Raw genomic sequence first — 13842 nt, forward strand, 5'->3', positions numbered from 1 at the left:
TCGACGGTCGCGGCGAACGGACGGCCGCCGGCCGCTGGAGCGAGAGGATGGCCGGATGAGCGTTGAGTCCGTGGAGGCCGGTGCGGCGGCCTCGCCGCCGCCGGGCGGCACCGCGAACCTCCTGGACCGGATCAGCGACCGCCTGCCGGAACTGCGCAGGTCTGAGCAGAAGGTGGCTGCCGCCGTGCTCGCGGATCCGGCGCGGGTCGTCCGCGAAGGCCTCGCAGATCTCGCTCGCCGGGCGGGGGTGAGCGAACCTACCGTCGTGCGGTTCGCCAGGGCACTGGGCTTCGGGGGTTTCCAGGACTTCAAGATCCAGGCAGCGCAGAGCGTCGCGCTCGGCATCCCGGTGACCCAGTCGAGCATCGACGAGGGCGACGACGTCGCCACGACCGTCGAGAAGATCTTCAACTACTCGGTGACCAGCCTCGCCCACGCCCGCAGCAGGCTGGACACCGCCCGCGTCCAAGCGGCCGCGGCGCTGATGAGCGGCGCGCGGGAGATCATCTTCATCGGCTCGGGGGCGTCCAGCATCGTCGCCGGGGACGCCGTGCAGAAGGCGGCGTTGTTCGGCGTCCCGTGCAGCGCGCCGGTCGACCCGCAGATGCAGTTCCTGGCCGTCGCGCTCGCCACTCCGGAGACCGTGCTGGTCGCCATCTCCAACACCGGCCGGACAGCCGCCGTCGTCGACGCGGCCCGGAGCGCCCGCGCCCGCGGGGTCGCCACGATCGCGATCACCGGCGAGCTGGGGCCGCTCTCGGAGGTCGTCGACGTCCCGATCCTCGTCGAGACGTTCGAGAACACCGACTTCTACACCCCCACGACCTCGCGCCTGGCGCACCTCACGGTCATCGACGTCCTGGCCACGGTGGTCGCGATGAACCGACCGGACGGGGAGAAGACCCTCATCCGGGAGGCCAAGGCACGACTGGCCGTCGCGCGCAGCGTGCCGTCGCTCGCCGCCGGGGAGGGGGGCGACGCGCGTGGGGGACGGGACCGGAGCACTCACGACCCCTCCGCCACCACCTCGCCGGTCGCCGACGAGTCGGTAATCGGGTAGGCGACGTACGCGAGTGACCGCGAGTCGGGCGACCAGCTCGGCACGTTGATCGTGCCCTGTCCCCCATCCAGGGCGACGAGGTCGGTGCGCCGGCCCGTGGTGAGGTCGATGAGGCGCAGTTCGACCGGCAGGTCGGCGGGATGTCCGACCGTTCCCGGCGGATAGCTGAGATAGGCCAGCCACCGACCGTCCGGTGAGGGGTGCGGGAACCAGTTCACCCGGTCGTCGTCGGTGAGCTGCTGCACCGTCCCGTCGGTCAGGTGATGGCGGAACAGCTGGGCGTGCCCCTCGCGGGTGGAGGCCACCTCGGAGTTGAAGTAGACCGAGAGGCCGTCCGGGGCGAAGTCCGGCCCGTCGGCCGGCGAGTAGCCGTCGCCCAGCAGGCGGTCCTGCCCCTCATCCAGGTCCAGCAACCAGATGGCGCGGGTACCCCACTCGTCCCCGCCGAGCATCTCGGTGCCGACGTAGGCCAGAGTGCGCCCGTCCGGTGTGATGCCGTGCAGGAAGTGCCGGAACAACCGCGACGGGTCCTTCTCCTGGGTCACCCGCTCGACCGGGCCGCCCTCCCACGGCGCCCGGTAGACGTGCCAGTCGTTCGCGGACATGTAGTGCCACCGGCCGTCCGGTGAGATGAGGTGGTCGTTGTTCAGCTCGGGCAGGCCGGTCATCGGGATGAGCTCGAGCCCTGCCGGCTCGGCGGTGTCGACGCGGTAGAGCAGGCCATCGGCGTTGACGACGATCCACCGGCCGTCCGGGTGCCAGTTCGGGGACTCGAACAACTGGTCGGTCGACGTCATGACGGCCCGCGAGCGCTGGCTCTCGATGTCGAGCACGTGCAGCTGGGCGCGCTGTCCGGGCCGTAGCTTCCGTGCGTACCGGACGTGCTCGGTCTCCGGCGGCGTCTGCATGTCGCTCTCCCTCATTCGTCGTCAGCCGCACCGTCGAGCGGGCGGATCCGTATGTGCCGCCATCGGCAGGTCGCGGCGGGACCCCACCGCTCCGGGCCCAATCGGGGCACCAGCGCCGGATCGATCCCCGAAGGCACGTACTGATCGTTGTCGTGGACCTCGAGGCCGATCCGGCCGGCCGGACCGAGGAGCCCTTCGACGCCGGCGGGGTCGTAGACGGACGCCAGCAGTGTCGGCGTGTCGAGTTCCGCGACGAACAGATCGTTGATCCACACCTGGATCAGCGGGTGACGGCCGGTGCACCGGACCCGGAATTGGTTCCAGTCCCCCCAGCGCCACGCGGCGAGGAACTCCTCGGCAGATGCTGCATGGGACAACAGCGACCGCTTCTGGTCGGTGACGGGTTCGACCGACGTCGCCGGGTCCTCGACCCGCAGGCCGACCGGTCGCCCGGCTGCGTCGCGCTCGACGTCGACGGCGAAGGCGAGCGCGTGGAAGCCGCCGATCCCGTTGCCGTAGAACCCACCGATGCCGCCGGACCTCCGGTGGTCCAGGAGGACCTGGTAGGCCTGCGCGCCGGAGTCACTGGCGCGGAGGTAGATGCCGGTGTCGGCCGGCCAGTCGGGACGCGCCTCGAGTTCGAGCTCGAAATCACCGAAGACGTCGTCGGTGAGCAGGTAGCCGCCGTAGCCAGAGCCCGGTGGCTCCTGCCGGCCGACGAGGGCGCCGTCGACGACCTCCCAGGTGGCCGGTGAGGCGGCGGCCGCCGTGCGGTGGGCACGGTCGTGCTCCTCGTCGGGCATCGGCCGGCCCGGGCCGAGACCGGAGAACTGGCGCGGCACCGCGTGCCAGCCGCGCAGGCTCTCGCCGTCGAACAGGTCGGCGAAGCCCTGCTTCTCGACGGCCGGGCCGACCATGCCGTCAGTCCTGAGCCGCCGCGAGAGCGACCTCGTTCACGTACTCCTCCATCCGCCGGATGAGCCCGGCGTCGTTGAACGTGAAGATGATCAGCAGCGGGATGGACAGCACCTTGCCGGTCGCGAACCGAATCGTGGCGTCGAGGTGGGACACCACGCGGCGGCCGTCGGCCATGGCCTCGACGCGCACGTCGAGCTCGGTCCGTTCGCGGTCGATGAACTTCTGCGCGGTCCGCGCGACCAGTTCCTCCTTGCCGAAGATCTCGTGCTTCTCCTTCTCGGTGGAGAGGGGGAAGAGCACCTCGGCGTCGTCGGCCCACAGCGCGGACCACTCCTCGAGCTGCTTGCGTTGCTCCAGGTCGTAAAGACGTTCGATCGTGGTGACCAAGTCGTGACCGGCCGTGGTGGATGTGCTCACGAAGGCTCCTGCCGTGTAGGGAAAGAAGGGGTGGAACCGGGCGGACGGGACGGCATCTCGCCGGTCCCGCCCGCCCGGGGCACAGTGGGATCAGGGCACGGTGGGATCAGGGCACGGTGGGATCAGGCATCGCAGCTGTTCGAATAGATGTATCCGGCCATCTCGGGATCGTCGACGTTGTCCTGCGTGAGCAGCCCCATGGGGAGGTCCACCGGTTCGATCGGCTCGACCGGCCCGGTGTTCCCCTCTTCCAGGTAGTCGACGATCGCGGCCAGCTGCTGCCGTCCGATCTCTTCGGCCGGCTGCGCACCGAGCGCTAGGATGGTGCCCGCCCGGAGCGCCTCGACCTCGGCCGGCACCGCGTCGAACCCGATGATCTCGATGTCGTCGCGGCCCGACGACCGGATCGCCGCGGCGGCGCCCTCGCCCTCCGGGCCGGTGGAGGCGATGATCAGCTTGAGATCGGGATTCGCCAGGATCGCCGCGTTGACCGCCGTCTGGGTCCTGTTGGGGTCGAAGTCGGTGAACTGCACGGGCAGCACGGTGACCCCTTCCTCCTGTTCGAGGGCGTCGAGCAACGGCTCGTAGCGGTTGGCCACGATCGGCACCGCCGCCGAGCCGCCGACGGTGAACACGGATCCGCCACCGCTGAGCACCTCGGTCGCCATGTCGACGAGCTCCTGCGGCGGGGCCTGGTCGGCGAAGAGCCTGACGTAGGACGGCGGGGTCATGTCCAGCGCGCTGGCCACCGGCACGCCCTGACGCATCAACGTCTGCACCTGGCCGGCGAAAGGGTCGACGTTCGGCGCATTCAGCAGCAGGCCCTGCGGGTCGTCCAGCAGCGCGGCGTTGAAGTTGGTGTTGAGCCGGGTGGCGTCGGTGGTCTCACTGGCGTACCACTCGAAGTCCACGCCGCGCTCCTGGGCCTCCTTCGTCGCCCCGCAGGCCACGGTGTTCCAGAGCGCGTCCGAGGTGTTCGCGATCACGCCACGGATCACGAGTGTGCCGTCGGCCGCCGGCTGGCCTCCTCCTCCGCTCTCGTCCACGCCCCCACCACAAGCGGTGGTCGTCACCAGTGCGGCTGCCAGGACGAACGGCAACCCTCCACGCAGTCGGCCGCGGACAGCCCGGTTGCTCGTCATATTCCGTTCCCTCTCGTCGAGTGCGGTCGTGTGGTCTCACAGCGGTGCAGCGGTGCAGCGGTGCAGCGGTGCGCGGAGGGGGCGTCAGCCGGCGCCTCGCCGCTTGGTGTTCCAGCGGTCGAGGGCGACGGCGAAGATGAGGACGACGCCGACGGCCATCAACTGGTAGAAGGGCTGCACGCCGATGACGACGAGGCCCGCCTGCAGCAAGATGGCGAGGATCGCGCCCCAGATGATCCCCAGGACGTTGATCCGGCCACCCATGAGGGCGGTACCGCCGATGACCGCCGCGGTGATGGCGTTGAGCGCGTCGTTGTTGTGTCCGGCGATCGTGGTGGACCCGAAGTTCGCGAGGCTGAAGAACCCGGCGAGGCCGGCAAGGGCCCCGGCCAGCGCGACCAGCAGCAAGATGTGTTGCCGCACCCGGATGCCGGCCCGCTCGGCGGCGACCCGTGAGGAGCCGATCGACAGGGTCCGCACGCCGAACCGCAGGTAGCGGAGCGCCGCCCACAACGCTGCGGCGACCAGCAGCGCGACGACGGCCGGGAGTGGCACGCCGAGGAACGTGCGGAAGGAGAAGCGGTCCTGCAGCTCGATGGGTAGCTGGCTGATGTCCGCACCGTTGGTGAGCAGCAGGGTGATCCCCGTGCCGATACCCAGCGTTCCCAGCGTAGCGATGAACGAGTTGACGTCGAGGAACTCGATGATCAGTCCGTTCACCAGGCCGAACAGTGCCCCGACTGCCATGCAGGTCAGCAGGCCGAGGAGGCAGGCGAGCAGCACGTTGCCCGAGCGGCCGCCCCCCGCCGTGACCGGCCCGACCACGTCGCGGATCACCATCGCTCCGACCACCGACGAGAGCACCAGGTTGGAGCCGACCGACAGGTCGATGACACCGGCGGAGAGCAGCAGGCCCACGGCCAGCGCGAGCAGCAGCCCGGTGCTCACCGCCAGTGCGACGGAGCGGAAGTTCTGAGAGCTGAAGAAGACGTTGTCCCTCGACAGCAGGGTGAAGAGGGCGATCAGGGCGATGTTCAGCAGCAGCACCCAGGTCCCGCTGCCGCCCAGCCAGCGCACCACCGGGTGCTTCTGCTTGACGCCCCGCAGGTCGAGGTCGACCTCGTGCGCGGGAGCCGGGGCGTTGGTGGCGTCCGTGGCGGTCACGATGCCTCCTTCTGGAAGCCCACCATGGTGGCCACGACCTCTGGGACGGTGAGATCGGCAGCGGGGGCGTCCAGGGCGGTATGGCCGCGCCACAGGATCACGACGCGGTCGGCCACCTTCAGCGCGCGCGGGAGATCGTGTGACACCACGAGCACGCCGAGTCCTCGCGCGGCGACGGTTCGGAAGAGGTCGCACACGATCTCGGACTGGCGGGCGCCGAGGGCCGCGGTCGGCTCGTCCATGAGGACAGCGGTCGAGGACCACATGACCGCCTTGGCGACGGCCACGGCCTGCTTCTGTCCGCCGGAGAGGTCGCTGATCGGCACGGTGAGCGACGGGAGCTTGATCGACAGATCGCGCAGCGCCTGGTCGGCGCGGGCCGCCATCTCCTTCCGTGAGAGCGCCCCGAGCAAGCGCCCGAGACCCGGTCGGAGCACCTCGTGACCCAGGAACATGTTGTCCATCACGGAAAGGTCGGGGGCCTGCGCCAGGTCCTGGTGGACGCAATCCACCCCGCGGGCCTGGGCGTCCCGCACCGAGTGCAGATGGACCTTCTCGTCGGCGATTTCGATGTGCCCCGAGTCCGGCTGCAGAATGCCGAGAAGCATCTTGAGCACCGTGGACTTCCCCGCTCCGTTGTCACCGAAGAGCGCCACCACCTCGCCGGAGTGCACGGTGACCGTGGCATCGGACAGCGCCTGTACGTGGCCGAAACGCTTCGCCAGATGGTGAGCGGCGATCGCCACAGCGGGCCGCTTGCCCGCGGGACGGGAGTCAGTCATCGCCTTGCCTCCTGGGCTGCTGTCGGCTGGGTTGACCCGGTCGGTCATCGGACGATCAAGGGCCGCAGGGTGCGGTGCGCGATCTCCAGGCCGGCCTGGACGCGCTCGGGCGTGCCGCCCCACACCGGGTCCTCGTGCTCGACTGACAGGACGCCGTTGAAGCCGCCTTCGTAGAGGGTGTCGACGACGGAGACCCAGTCGACCTGTCCCAGCCCGGGGACCCGGTAGCGCCACCAGCCGACATCCCAGGGGTCCGGACGGTCGACGGCACGGCCGGGCCAGCCGTACCGAGTCCGGCGCTCGGGGAACAGCTGGATGTCCTTGGCCTGGGCGTGTGCGACGCGATCGACATACGGGCGCAGCGCCGCGACGGGGTCGATGCCCATCCACAGCAGGTGCGACGGGTCGTAGTTGAGATAGAGGCCGAGCGAGAACATCCACTCCCACAGCTCCGGCGAGTAGGCCAGGTTGCCCGGGTACCCGTCGGGGTGCCAACCCTCCATGACGCAGTTCTCGATGACGAGCTTGACGCCCTTCTCGCCCGCGTGATCCACCAGCGGCTGGAAGACCTTCTCCGCGTCGGCCAGGTTCTCTGCCACGCTGCGGCCGGGGTGCCGGCCGACGAACGTTCCGACCGTCGGTACCCCGAGCAGCGCCGCGGCATCGATGCAGGCGTGGACGTGTTCGTGCACCGCCGCCCGCTCCTCCGGGTCCGGGTGGAGGTTGTTGTCGTAGAAGGCCAGCGACGACAGTGCGAGGTCGTGCTCCTGGAACAACGCCGTCACGGACTCGGCTTGGGCCGGCCCGAGGTCCTCCGCGGCGATGTGCGTGGCGGTGAACGGCCGGTCACCCAGCGCAGGCCAGGCCGCGACCTCGAGCGCGGCGTACCCCTGGGCTGCCGCGTACCGCGCGATGGACGCGAGGTCCCAGGAGGGCAGGCAGGCGGTCAGGAAACCAAGCTTCACGAGGGGACCTCCACCCAGGAACCGGATCCGGCGGACTCGAGCACGGCGTCGGTGATCACCGCGGCGCGCAGGCCGTCGGCGAAGGTCGGCAGCCCATCGACGTCCTCGCCGTCGATACGCGCGTACACATCGCGCACGAACGCAGTGAAGCTGTCCTGGTAGCCCTGCGGGTGACCGGCAGGCAGGACGTTGTAGCGGGCGGCCGAGGGATCGGAGTCCGGGGCGCCACGCATCACGACCTTGTTGAAGTCGCGTGCGCCCACCCACAGGGAGTCGGGCAGTTCCTGGTCGAACGACATCGACGACGCGTCGCCGTCGATCGAGAACCACAACCGGTTCTTGCGACCGTGCGTGACCTGGCTGATGACCAGCGTGCCGAGAGCCCCGCGGTCGGTCTCGAAGAGGACGCCGACGGCGTCCTCGGTCGCCACGGCCGTGGCTCCGGCCCGTCCGTTCCGGGTCGGGTGCACGGTGAGCATCCGCGCGGTCAGCCGCTGGATCCGGTGGCCGGTCGTGAACTCCACCAGGTCGCACCAGTGCACGCCGATGTCCGCGAAGGCCCGGCTCGCTCCGCCCAGTCGGGCGTCGACGCGCCAGTTGTCGTCCTCCGCGGAAGCGAGCCAGTCCTGCAGGTACGACCCGTGGACGAGCCGGATGTCGCCCGCCGCGCCACTGCGCACGCGCCCGCGGGCATCACGGACGGTCGGGTAGAAGCGGTAGACGAACGGCACGGCGTGCACCACTCCTGCGGCATCGGCCGCATCTCTGAGAACGCGCGCGTCGGCCTCGCTGGTCGCAAGCGGCTTCTCGCAGATGACGTGCTTCCCGGCCGCCAGGACCTGCTGCGCCATCGGCGCGTGCAGGTGGTTGGGGGTGCAGATGTGCACGACGTCGATCTCGTCCAGGGCCAGTAGGTCGTCCAGGCTCGTCAGAGCACGCTCGGCGCCGAACCGCAGCGCGCCGGCCTCGGCGGCGTCGAGCGACGTGTCGACGACGGCGGAGACCACGGCTCCCGTCGAGCGCACGGCCCGCGCGTGCACCTCGGCGATCATCCCGCTGCCCACCAGACCGGACCGCCGCTGGTCACCCACGGGGGGAAGTCCCGACCCATGGGATCAGCGCATGGGCGGGCGGTGGGGGCGCCGACTGCAGGAAGAGGACGTCGACCGTTCGGGGGTGCGACGAGCACGTGATGTGGAGCACAGCGCGAACTTATGTGTGCATACGACAGAAGTCAACGGATCTGCAGCCCTCAAAAGTTGACGGTCAACAGAAGGGGTCCCGAGCTGGCATGGCACGCTGCAGTTGCAGCGGGCGTCCGGATGGCGTGGGGGCAGACGGCGTCGATGCCCTCGTCCTTCGTGTCGACGGCGGCTTAAACCTGACGCCGCCGCGAGGCCCGTCAGCGGAGCGCTGTGCCCCCGTTGTGCCCCAGGGCGCCGTGACGACTCCGTCGGATCGCGCCACAAGCGGCTGACCTGCGACTGGTGGGTGCCCCCGGCAGGATTCGAACCTGCGACACACGGTTTAGGAAACCGATGCTCTATCCCCTGAGCTACGGGGGCTCGACGGCGGCCGTGCCGACGCGGGGGTACGGCGAGGAGGGTATCGGCCGCCGTCGGGCACGGAGCGGCGCGGGGGCGGCGGGGCGCACTACCGTCGGAGCATGACCGGGCTGCTGGCGGCGGTGGCGCTGGTGGTCGTGCTCGCCCTCGTGGTCGTGTGGGTCACCTGGCCCGAGCGGCGGCTGATGGCTCTGGAGGGACCCGACCGGCAGGCGCTGTCGTCCCGCGACCGCGCACGGATGGCCGATGCCGTGGCAGCGGCGCGCTGGGCGCCGGCCCACGACGAGGTCGACGGCCGGACGCGGGTGCTGCTGCGCCGGTCGTGCACCGGGCTGGACGGCCTGCCCCTCGTCCTCGAGGAACGGGTGTTCGGCGAGTTCCCGGCCGACGACCCGGCGTGGGAGGCCCGCTTCACCGAGACGATGGCCGGAGCCCGTTTCCGGTGCCGCTACCTCAACGACGAGGAGGGCCCGGCGTAGACCGGGTCCGCGCCCGCGGACGGGCGACGGCAGGATGGCGGTCATGGGACAGGTCGTGGCCACCGCCGAATCCGTCGTCCGCGCACCCGCCGAGCAGGTGCGTGCCGGGCTGGCCGACTACTCCGGCGTCCGCAGCCGGGTGCTGCCCGAGCAGTTCTCCGACTACCGGGTCGAGTCCGGCGGCCAGGGCGCGGGCACCCGTGTCGGCTGGCGGTTCGCCGCCACGTCCAAGCGGGTGCGCGAGCAGCTGATCGAGGTCTCCCAGCCCGACCCCGACACGCTGGTCGAGCGCGACACCCGCTCCTCGATGGTGACCACCTGGACGGTGCACCCGGCTGACGCCGGGAGCACCACCGTGCGGGTGCGGACGACGTGGGACGGCGCCGGCGGCATCGGCGGGTTCTTCGAGCGCACGTTCGCGCCGAAGGGCCTGCGCCGGGTGTACGTCGACCTGCTCGGCCGGCTCGAGCGGGAGCTGGGCACCTCCGCCTGACCCCTCGGGAGGTCAGGCGGCGCGGCCGGCGGTGCGACGAGAGGCGGGGCGCGGGGCGCGGCCGGCGGTCTGCCGCACCAGTTCGACGATCGTGCCCGGACGGTCGGACTGCGGCGCGTGCCCGGCGGCCAGCAGGGGCCGGAAGCGGGAGCCGGGCACCAGCGGCAGGTACCGGACCGTCTGCCCCGAGGCGATCCAGTCGGCCGAGCCCTGCACCAGCGTCACCGGGCAGTCGATCCGGTCCATGCCGCGCGGCACGTCGAGCATCAGCGCCCACAGCAGCGTCCGCCAGTAGTCGCGGGAGTCGGCGAAGCCCTCGCGGGCGCTGAGCCCCTCCTCGCGCGAGGCGCTCCACGGCCGCGCCTTGAGCGTGGCCAGCAGCGCGGTGCGGCCCAGCGCGGACCGCGACAGCGGCTCCATCAGCGGCGCCGCCGTCCGCCCCACCACGCGGGCCATGGCCATGCCGGTGCCCTGGACCAGCCGTTCGGGCGGCAGGTTGAGGCCCGAGGGTGCGATGGCGACGACCGAGCGCGCCCGCCCGCGGCGCGCGAGCTCGAGCGCCATCCGGGCGCCGAGCGAGTTGCCCAGCACGTGGACGCCCGCCACGCCCTCGGCGTCGAGGGTCCGCTCGACGGCGTCGGTGAGGGCCGGAACGGTCGGCCGGCGGTCCAGCGCCGGCGAGCGGCCGACCCCCGGGAGGTCGGCGTTGAGCACGGCGAAGGACTGCGACAGGGCCGGGACGACGGCGGAGAAGTCCCGGCGGGAGCTGCCCATCCCGTGCAGCAGGAGCAGCGGCTCGCCACTGCCGGAGCGGGCGAGGGAGAGCGGAGCGGTCACCACCTCCGGGTACCCGGTGCCGCGGCGGGCAGGCCGTGAGCCGCAGCACGCCGGCACCGGCCATCGGCGGCGCGCAACCGGATGACGAGGGACCATGGTCGGCGTGAGCGCCGCACCTGCCGCCGTCGAGGAGACCGCCGTCGTCCCCGGGCTGGAGGAGCTCGCCGACCTGATCGGCGACGGCGACGCGCTCGTCCTCTCCGGCGCCGGGCTGTCGACCGACTCCGGGATCCCCGACTACCGCGGCGCGACCGGCTCGCTGCGCCGGCACACGCCGATGACGTGGCAGACCTTCCGGCGCGATCCGCGCGGTCGGCACCGGTACTGGGCGCGCAGCTTCGTCGGCTGGCGGCAGATGCGCGCGGCCCGGCCCAACGCCGGGCACCGCGCCGTCGCCGACCTGCAGACCGCCGGGCTGCTCAGCGGCGTCGTCACCCAGAACGTCGACGGGCTGCACCAGGCCGCCGGAGCGCGGGAGGTGGTCGAGCTGCACGGCGGACTGGACCGGACGATCTGCCTGCAGTGCGGCGACGTCGCCTCCCGCGCCGACCTCGACACCCGGCTGCACGCGGCGAACCCGGACTTCGGGCCCCGTGCCGACGAGGTGAACCCCGACGGTGACGCCGAGCTGCCCGACGACGTGCTCGACGGGTTCGTCATGGTCGGCTGCCTGGCGTGCGGCGGGGGACCGCTCAAGCCCGACGTCGTCTTCTTCGGCGAGACCGTGCCCCGCGACCGGGTCGACCACTGCTTCCGGCTGCTGGAGGGCTCCGGCAGCCTGCTCGTGCTCGGCTCGTCCCTCACCCTCATGAGCGGCTACCGGTTCGTGCTGCGCGCCGCCGAGCTCGGCATCCCGGTCGGCGTGGTCAACCTGGGGCCCACCCGCGGCGACGCGAAGGTCGACGTCAAGGTCGACGCCCCGCTGGGCACGGTGCTGCCCGAGCTGGTCACCCGGCTCGCGTGACCCGCGAGGTCGGGCGCACCGACGACGGCCGCTGGACCGTCGTCGACGGCCGCCGCTGGCGCGCCGCCGACCCCGCCCTGCCGGACGACGTCCGTACGCGGCTGCTGCGCCACCTCGGCGTCGCGCGCTCGGCGGTGCGCAGCGCCGGCCGGTCCGACGACGCCGCGGCGCTCGCCGCCGCCCGGGCGCGGGTTCAGCTGGCCAAGACCGGCCTCGGCGAGCGCGGTGAGGCCTGGTGGGACCAGGACGGCGACGCCCGCCGCGCCCGGTGGGAGGCGGCGCTGCGGGAGCTCGACGCGGGCTGACGGGCGCCCGCTGCCCACCTCGGCGAGGATCGGCGGCGATGCAGACCTTCCTGCCCGTCGCCGACTTCGCCGAGAGCGCGCGGCTGCTGGACTCCCCGCGGCTGGGCAAGCAGCGGGTCGAGACCCTCCAGGTGCTCCGCGCGCTCGAGCTGCCCGACTACGGCTGGGTGTCCCACCCGGTCACACGCATGTGGCGGGGGCGGACGCCGGCGCTGGTCGCCTACGGCCTGGCGATGGTGCGGATCTGGCGGGAGCGCGGCTTCGCCGACAGCACGTACACGCTGATCGGCGAGTTCGCACCCGACGTGGTGGACACCCCGCAGGAGGACCTCGCCCGCGCGGGCCTGCTCCCGTCGTGGCTGGGCGACCCCGCCCTGCACCTGTCGCACCGGTCGAACCTGCTGGCCAAGGAGCCGGAGTTCTACCGGCCGCTGTTCACCGAGCGGTTCGGCTCCGAGCCCGACGACCTGCCCTACGTGTGGCCGGAGCCCGACGACGTCCCGCCCGCCCCGGCACCGGACGGCGTGCGCGTCTGGGTGGTGCGGCCGCGGTCGCACAACGAGCTGGGCGCCTGCCTGGCCGCCGGTGTCGTGGGGCTGGGCACCCAGTCGGGCATCGACGTCGACGCCACCGGACTCACCCCCGCCGAGCTGCGGGCGCTGTCCAAGGAGCTCTCCGGACGGCGGCCGGCCAAGGACCTGCGCCAGCTGTCGGCCCTGCTCGACGAGATGGCCCCCGGAGACCTGGTCGGGCTCCCGATCGAGCACGGCGCGGGGCTGCTGCTCGGCGAGGTCGTCGGCGCCTACCGGTTCGAGGGCCGCGAGCTGCTGCCGCACCGCCGTCCGGCCCGCTGGGACCGCGTCGTCCCGCGCTCGGCGGCCCGCCCGCCGGCCACCCTGCAGGACCCGCGGGCGCTGTTCTCCGTCGTCCTCGACCCCGGGCACGTGCCCAGCGCCTGAGACCCGTCAGGCCGGGGGCAGGGGCACGTTCTGCAGCCGGACCTGGCCGCGGGCGACGACCTTGCCGTCCTCGGCCCGGGTGAGCACGACCTGCCACAGCTGCAGCGTCCGGCCCTGCTGGATCGGTTCGGCGACCACGTCGAGCCGGCCGGCGGTCATCGGCCGCAGGAAGTCGGTCGAGTTGTTGACGCCGACGGCGAACTGACCCCGGTCGGCGACGGCCGCGCTCGCCCCGATGCTCGCCGCGGACTCGATGACGGTGCAGTAGAGGCCGCCGTGCACCACGCCCCACGGCGTGTGCTGCTGCGGCCCGCTGTCCACCGTGCCGGCCACCCGGGTGCCGGTGGCCTCGGTGACGTCGAAGGCCGTGGCCGCCACGAAGGGGCTGGCCGACGTCAGGTCCACCGCGGGCAGGTCGCTGCTCATGCGGCGTCCCAGACGAGGCAGAACGGGTGGCCGGCCGGGTCGGCGTAGACGCGGAAGTCACCACCGCCGCCGGGCAGCGTGCGGGCGCCCAGCGCGAGCACCTCCGGCTCGGCCGCGTCGACGTCGGCCACGAACACGTCGAGGTGGAACTGCTGCGGCCGGTCGGGGTCGGGCCAGTCCGGCGGCTGCAGGTCCGGCGCCTGCTGGAAGGCCAGCCGGTGCCCCTGCCCGGTGACGACCACCCAGTCGTCGCCGGGGCCGCCCTTGCTCATCTCCATCCCGAGCAGCTCTGCGTAGAAGGTGGCGAGGGCGTGCGCGTCGGGCGCGTCGATGACGACGGAGTGCAGCTGGCCGATCATGGACCTCATCCTGGCGGCGCCGGGCGGATCCGGCCCAGGGTGATCCGGCCAGGAAGCGCGGTGATCCGGCCGTCCTGCCCGCCGGGCGCCGCATCCCGG

Annotated in this window: 17 protein-coding genes and 1 tRNA gene; 6 read left to right on the forward strand and 12 right to left on the reverse strand. The window is 72.2% G+C overall.

Features of this window, described 5'->3' with window-relative positions; genetic code table 11:
- The first annotated feature begins 55 nt into the window (after positions 1-55).
- Positions 56-1060, forward strand: coding sequence for a MurR/RpiR family transcriptional regulator (locus ACK586_RS03730; protein WP_409329106.1), 1005 nt, complete (start codon positions 56-58; stop codon positions 1058-1060).
- Here the strand turns inward: ACK586_RS03730 and ACK586_RS03735 are convergent.
- The 9 genes from ACK586_RS03735 to ACK586_RS03775 form a co-directional block, all read right to left on the reverse strand.
- Positions 1006-1968: a TolB family protein gene (locus ACK586_RS03735; protein WP_409329107.1), complete on the reverse strand. Its 963-nt coding sequence runs from the start codon at positions 1966-1968 to the stop codon at positions 1006-1008. The genes ACK586_RS03730 and ACK586_RS03735 overlap by 55 nt on opposite strands.
- An 11-nt stretch (positions 1969-1979) precedes the next feature.
- Positions 1980-2885, reverse strand: a complete 906-nt coding sequence (locus ACK586_RS03740) for a 3-keto-disaccharide hydrolase (protein WP_409329108.1) — start codon at positions 2883-2885, stop codon at positions 1980-1982.
- 4 nt (positions 2886-2889) lie between these two features.
- Positions 2890-3303, reverse strand: coding sequence for a nuclear transport factor 2 family protein (locus ACK586_RS03745; protein ID WP_409329109.1), 414 nt, complete (start codon positions 3301-3303; stop codon positions 2890-2892).
- 122 nt (positions 3304-3425) lie between these two features.
- Positions 3426-4349 carry a sugar ABC transporter substrate-binding protein gene (locus ACK586_RS03750; protein WP_409329110.1) on the reverse strand — a complete coding sequence of 308 codons (924 nt, stop codon included), beginning with the start codon at positions 4347-4349 and terminating at the stop codon, positions 3426-3428.
- Between the two features lie 180 nt (positions 4350-4529).
- Complete coding sequence (locus ACK586_RS03755; protein WP_409329111.1) at positions 4530-5609, reverse strand: ABC transporter permease; 1080 nt, start codon at positions 5607-5609, stop codon at positions 4530-4532.
- Entirely contained in the window at positions 5606-6439 is an 834-nt protein-coding gene (locus tag ACK586_RS03760; RefSeq protein WP_409329112.1) for an ATP-binding cassette domain-containing protein, read from the reverse strand. Before ACK586_RS03760 ends, ACK586_RS03755 begins: the two co-directional genes overlap by 4 nt.
- Positions 6436-7356, reverse strand: coding sequence for a sugar phosphate isomerase/epimerase family protein (locus tag ACK586_RS03765; RefSeq protein ID WP_409329113.1), 921 nt, complete (start codon positions 7354-7356; stop codon positions 6436-6438). The genes ACK586_RS03760 and ACK586_RS03765 overlap by 4 nt, the downstream gene beginning before the upstream one ends.
- Positions 7353-8447 (reverse strand): Gfo/Idh/MocA family protein, encoded by a 1095-nt coding sequence (locus tag ACK586_RS03770; protein WP_409329114.1) that lies wholly within the window; start codon positions 8445-8447, stop codon positions 7353-7355. The genes ACK586_RS03765 and ACK586_RS03770 overlap by 4 nt, the downstream gene beginning before the upstream one ends.
- A gap of 401 nt (positions 8448-8848) precedes the next feature.
- A tRNA-Arg gene (locus ACK586_RS03775) sits at positions 8849-8921 on the reverse strand.
- A 101-nt stretch (positions 8922-9022) separates the two neighbouring features.
- Here ACK586_RS03775 and ACK586_RS03780 point away from each other — a divergent pair.
- Positions 9023-9400, forward strand: a complete 378-nt coding sequence (locus tag ACK586_RS03780) for a hypothetical protein (RefSeq protein WP_409329115.1) — start codon at positions 9023-9025, stop codon at positions 9398-9400.
- A gap of 43 nt (positions 9401-9443) precedes the next feature.
- On the forward strand, positions 9444-9893 hold the full coding sequence (locus tag ACK586_RS03785) for an SRPBCC family protein (RefSeq protein WP_409329116.1): 450 nt from the start codon (positions 9444-9446) through the stop codon (positions 9891-9893).
- A gap of 12 nt (positions 9894-9905) precedes the next feature.
- On the opposite strand, the gene ACK586_RS03790 is transcribed toward ACK586_RS03785, so the two are convergent.
- Positions 9906-10730, reverse strand: a complete 825-nt coding sequence (locus tag ACK586_RS03790; RefSeq protein ID WP_409329117.1) for an alpha/beta fold hydrolase — start codon at positions 10728-10730, stop codon at positions 9906-9908.
- A 94-nt stretch (positions 10731-10824) separates the two neighbouring features.
- On the opposite strand from ACK586_RS03790, the gene ACK586_RS03795 reads away from it, so the two are divergent.
- From ACK586_RS03795 to ACK586_RS03805, 3 genes are read left to right on the forward strand one after another with little or no spacing between them, the layout of a single operon-like run.
- Entirely contained in the window at positions 10825-11694 is an 870-nt protein-coding gene (locus ACK586_RS03795) for an NAD-dependent protein deacetylase (RefSeq protein WP_409329118.1), read from the forward strand.
- On the forward strand, positions 11691-11999 hold the full coding sequence (locus ACK586_RS03800; RefSeq protein ID WP_409329119.1) for a biopolymer transporter Tol: 309 nt from the start codon (positions 11691-11693) through the stop codon (positions 11997-11999). The genes ACK586_RS03795 and ACK586_RS03800 overlap by 4 nt, the downstream gene beginning before the upstream one ends.
- 38 nt (positions 12000-12037) lie before the next feature.
- A complete protein-coding gene (locus ACK586_RS03805) occupies positions 12038-12958 on the forward strand; it encodes an MSMEG_6728 family protein (protein WP_409329120.1) in 921 nt (306 codons plus the stop codon).
- 6 nt (positions 12959-12964) lie between these two features.
- Here ACK586_RS03805 and ACK586_RS03810 read toward each other — a convergent pair whose 3' ends face one another.
- Together ACK586_RS03810 and ACK586_RS03815 are read right to left on the reverse strand one after the other, a co-directional pair.
- Positions 12965-13384 (reverse strand): PaaI family thioesterase, encoded by a 420-nt coding sequence (locus ACK586_RS03810; RefSeq protein WP_409329121.1) that lies wholly within the window; start codon positions 13382-13384, stop codon positions 12965-12967.
- On the reverse strand, positions 13381-13743 hold the full coding sequence (locus ACK586_RS03815) for a VOC family protein (protein ID WP_409329122.1): 363 nt from the start codon (positions 13741-13743) through the stop codon (positions 13381-13383). Before ACK586_RS03815 ends, ACK586_RS03810 begins: the two co-directional genes overlap by 4 nt.
- Between the last annotated feature and the right edge of the window lie 99 nt (positions 13744-13842).

Origin of the sequence: Trujillonella humicola, assembly GCF_046233715.1 — a bacterium.
Lineage (GTDB): Bacteria > Actinomycetota > Actinomycetes > Mycobacteriales > Geodermatophilaceae > Trujillonella > Trujillonella humicola.

Bases quoted from the DNA above. Each gene is read 5' to 3' on its own strand.
- ACK586_RS03780 (WP_409329115.1), top strand. From the start codon at position 9,023: ATGACCGGGCTGCTGGCGGCGGTGGCGCTGGTGGTCGTGCTCGCCCTC.
- ACK586_RS03815 (WP_409329122.1), bottom strand. From the start codon at position 13,743: ATGATCGGCCAGCTGCACTCCGTCGTCATCGACGCGCCCGACGCGCAC.
- ACK586_RS03805 (WP_409329120.1), top strand. From the start codon at position 12,038: ATGCAGACCTTCCTGCCCGTCGCCGACTTCGCCGAGAGCGCGCGGCTG.
- ACK586_RS03735 (WP_409329107.1), bottom strand. From the start codon at position 1,968: ATGCAGACGCCGCCGGAGACCGAGCACGTCCGGTACGCACGGAAGCTA.
- ACK586_RS03760 (WP_409329112.1), bottom strand. From the start codon at position 6,439: ATGACCGACCGGGTCAACCCAGCCGACAGCAGCCCAGGAGGCAAGGCG.
- ACK586_RS03795 (WP_409329118.1), top strand. From the start codon at position 10,825: ATGGTCGGCGTGAGCGCCGCACCTGCCGCCGTCGAGGAGACCGCCGTC.
- ACK586_RS03810 (WP_409329121.1), bottom strand. From the start codon at position 13,384: ATGAGCAGCGACCTGCCCGCGGTGGACCTGACGTCGGCCAGCCCCTTC.
- ACK586_RS03740 (WP_409329108.1), bottom strand. From the start codon at position 2,885: ATGGTCGGCCCGGCCGTCGAGAAGCAGGGCTTCGCCGACCTGTTCGAC.
- ACK586_RS03785 (WP_409329116.1), top strand. From the start codon at position 9,444: ATGGGACAGGTCGTGGCCACCGCCGAATCCGTCGTCCGCGCACCCGCC.
- ACK586_RS03730 (WP_409329106.1), top strand. From the start codon at position 56: ATGAGCGTTGAGTCCGTGGAGGCCGGTGCGGCGGCCTCGCCGCCGCCG.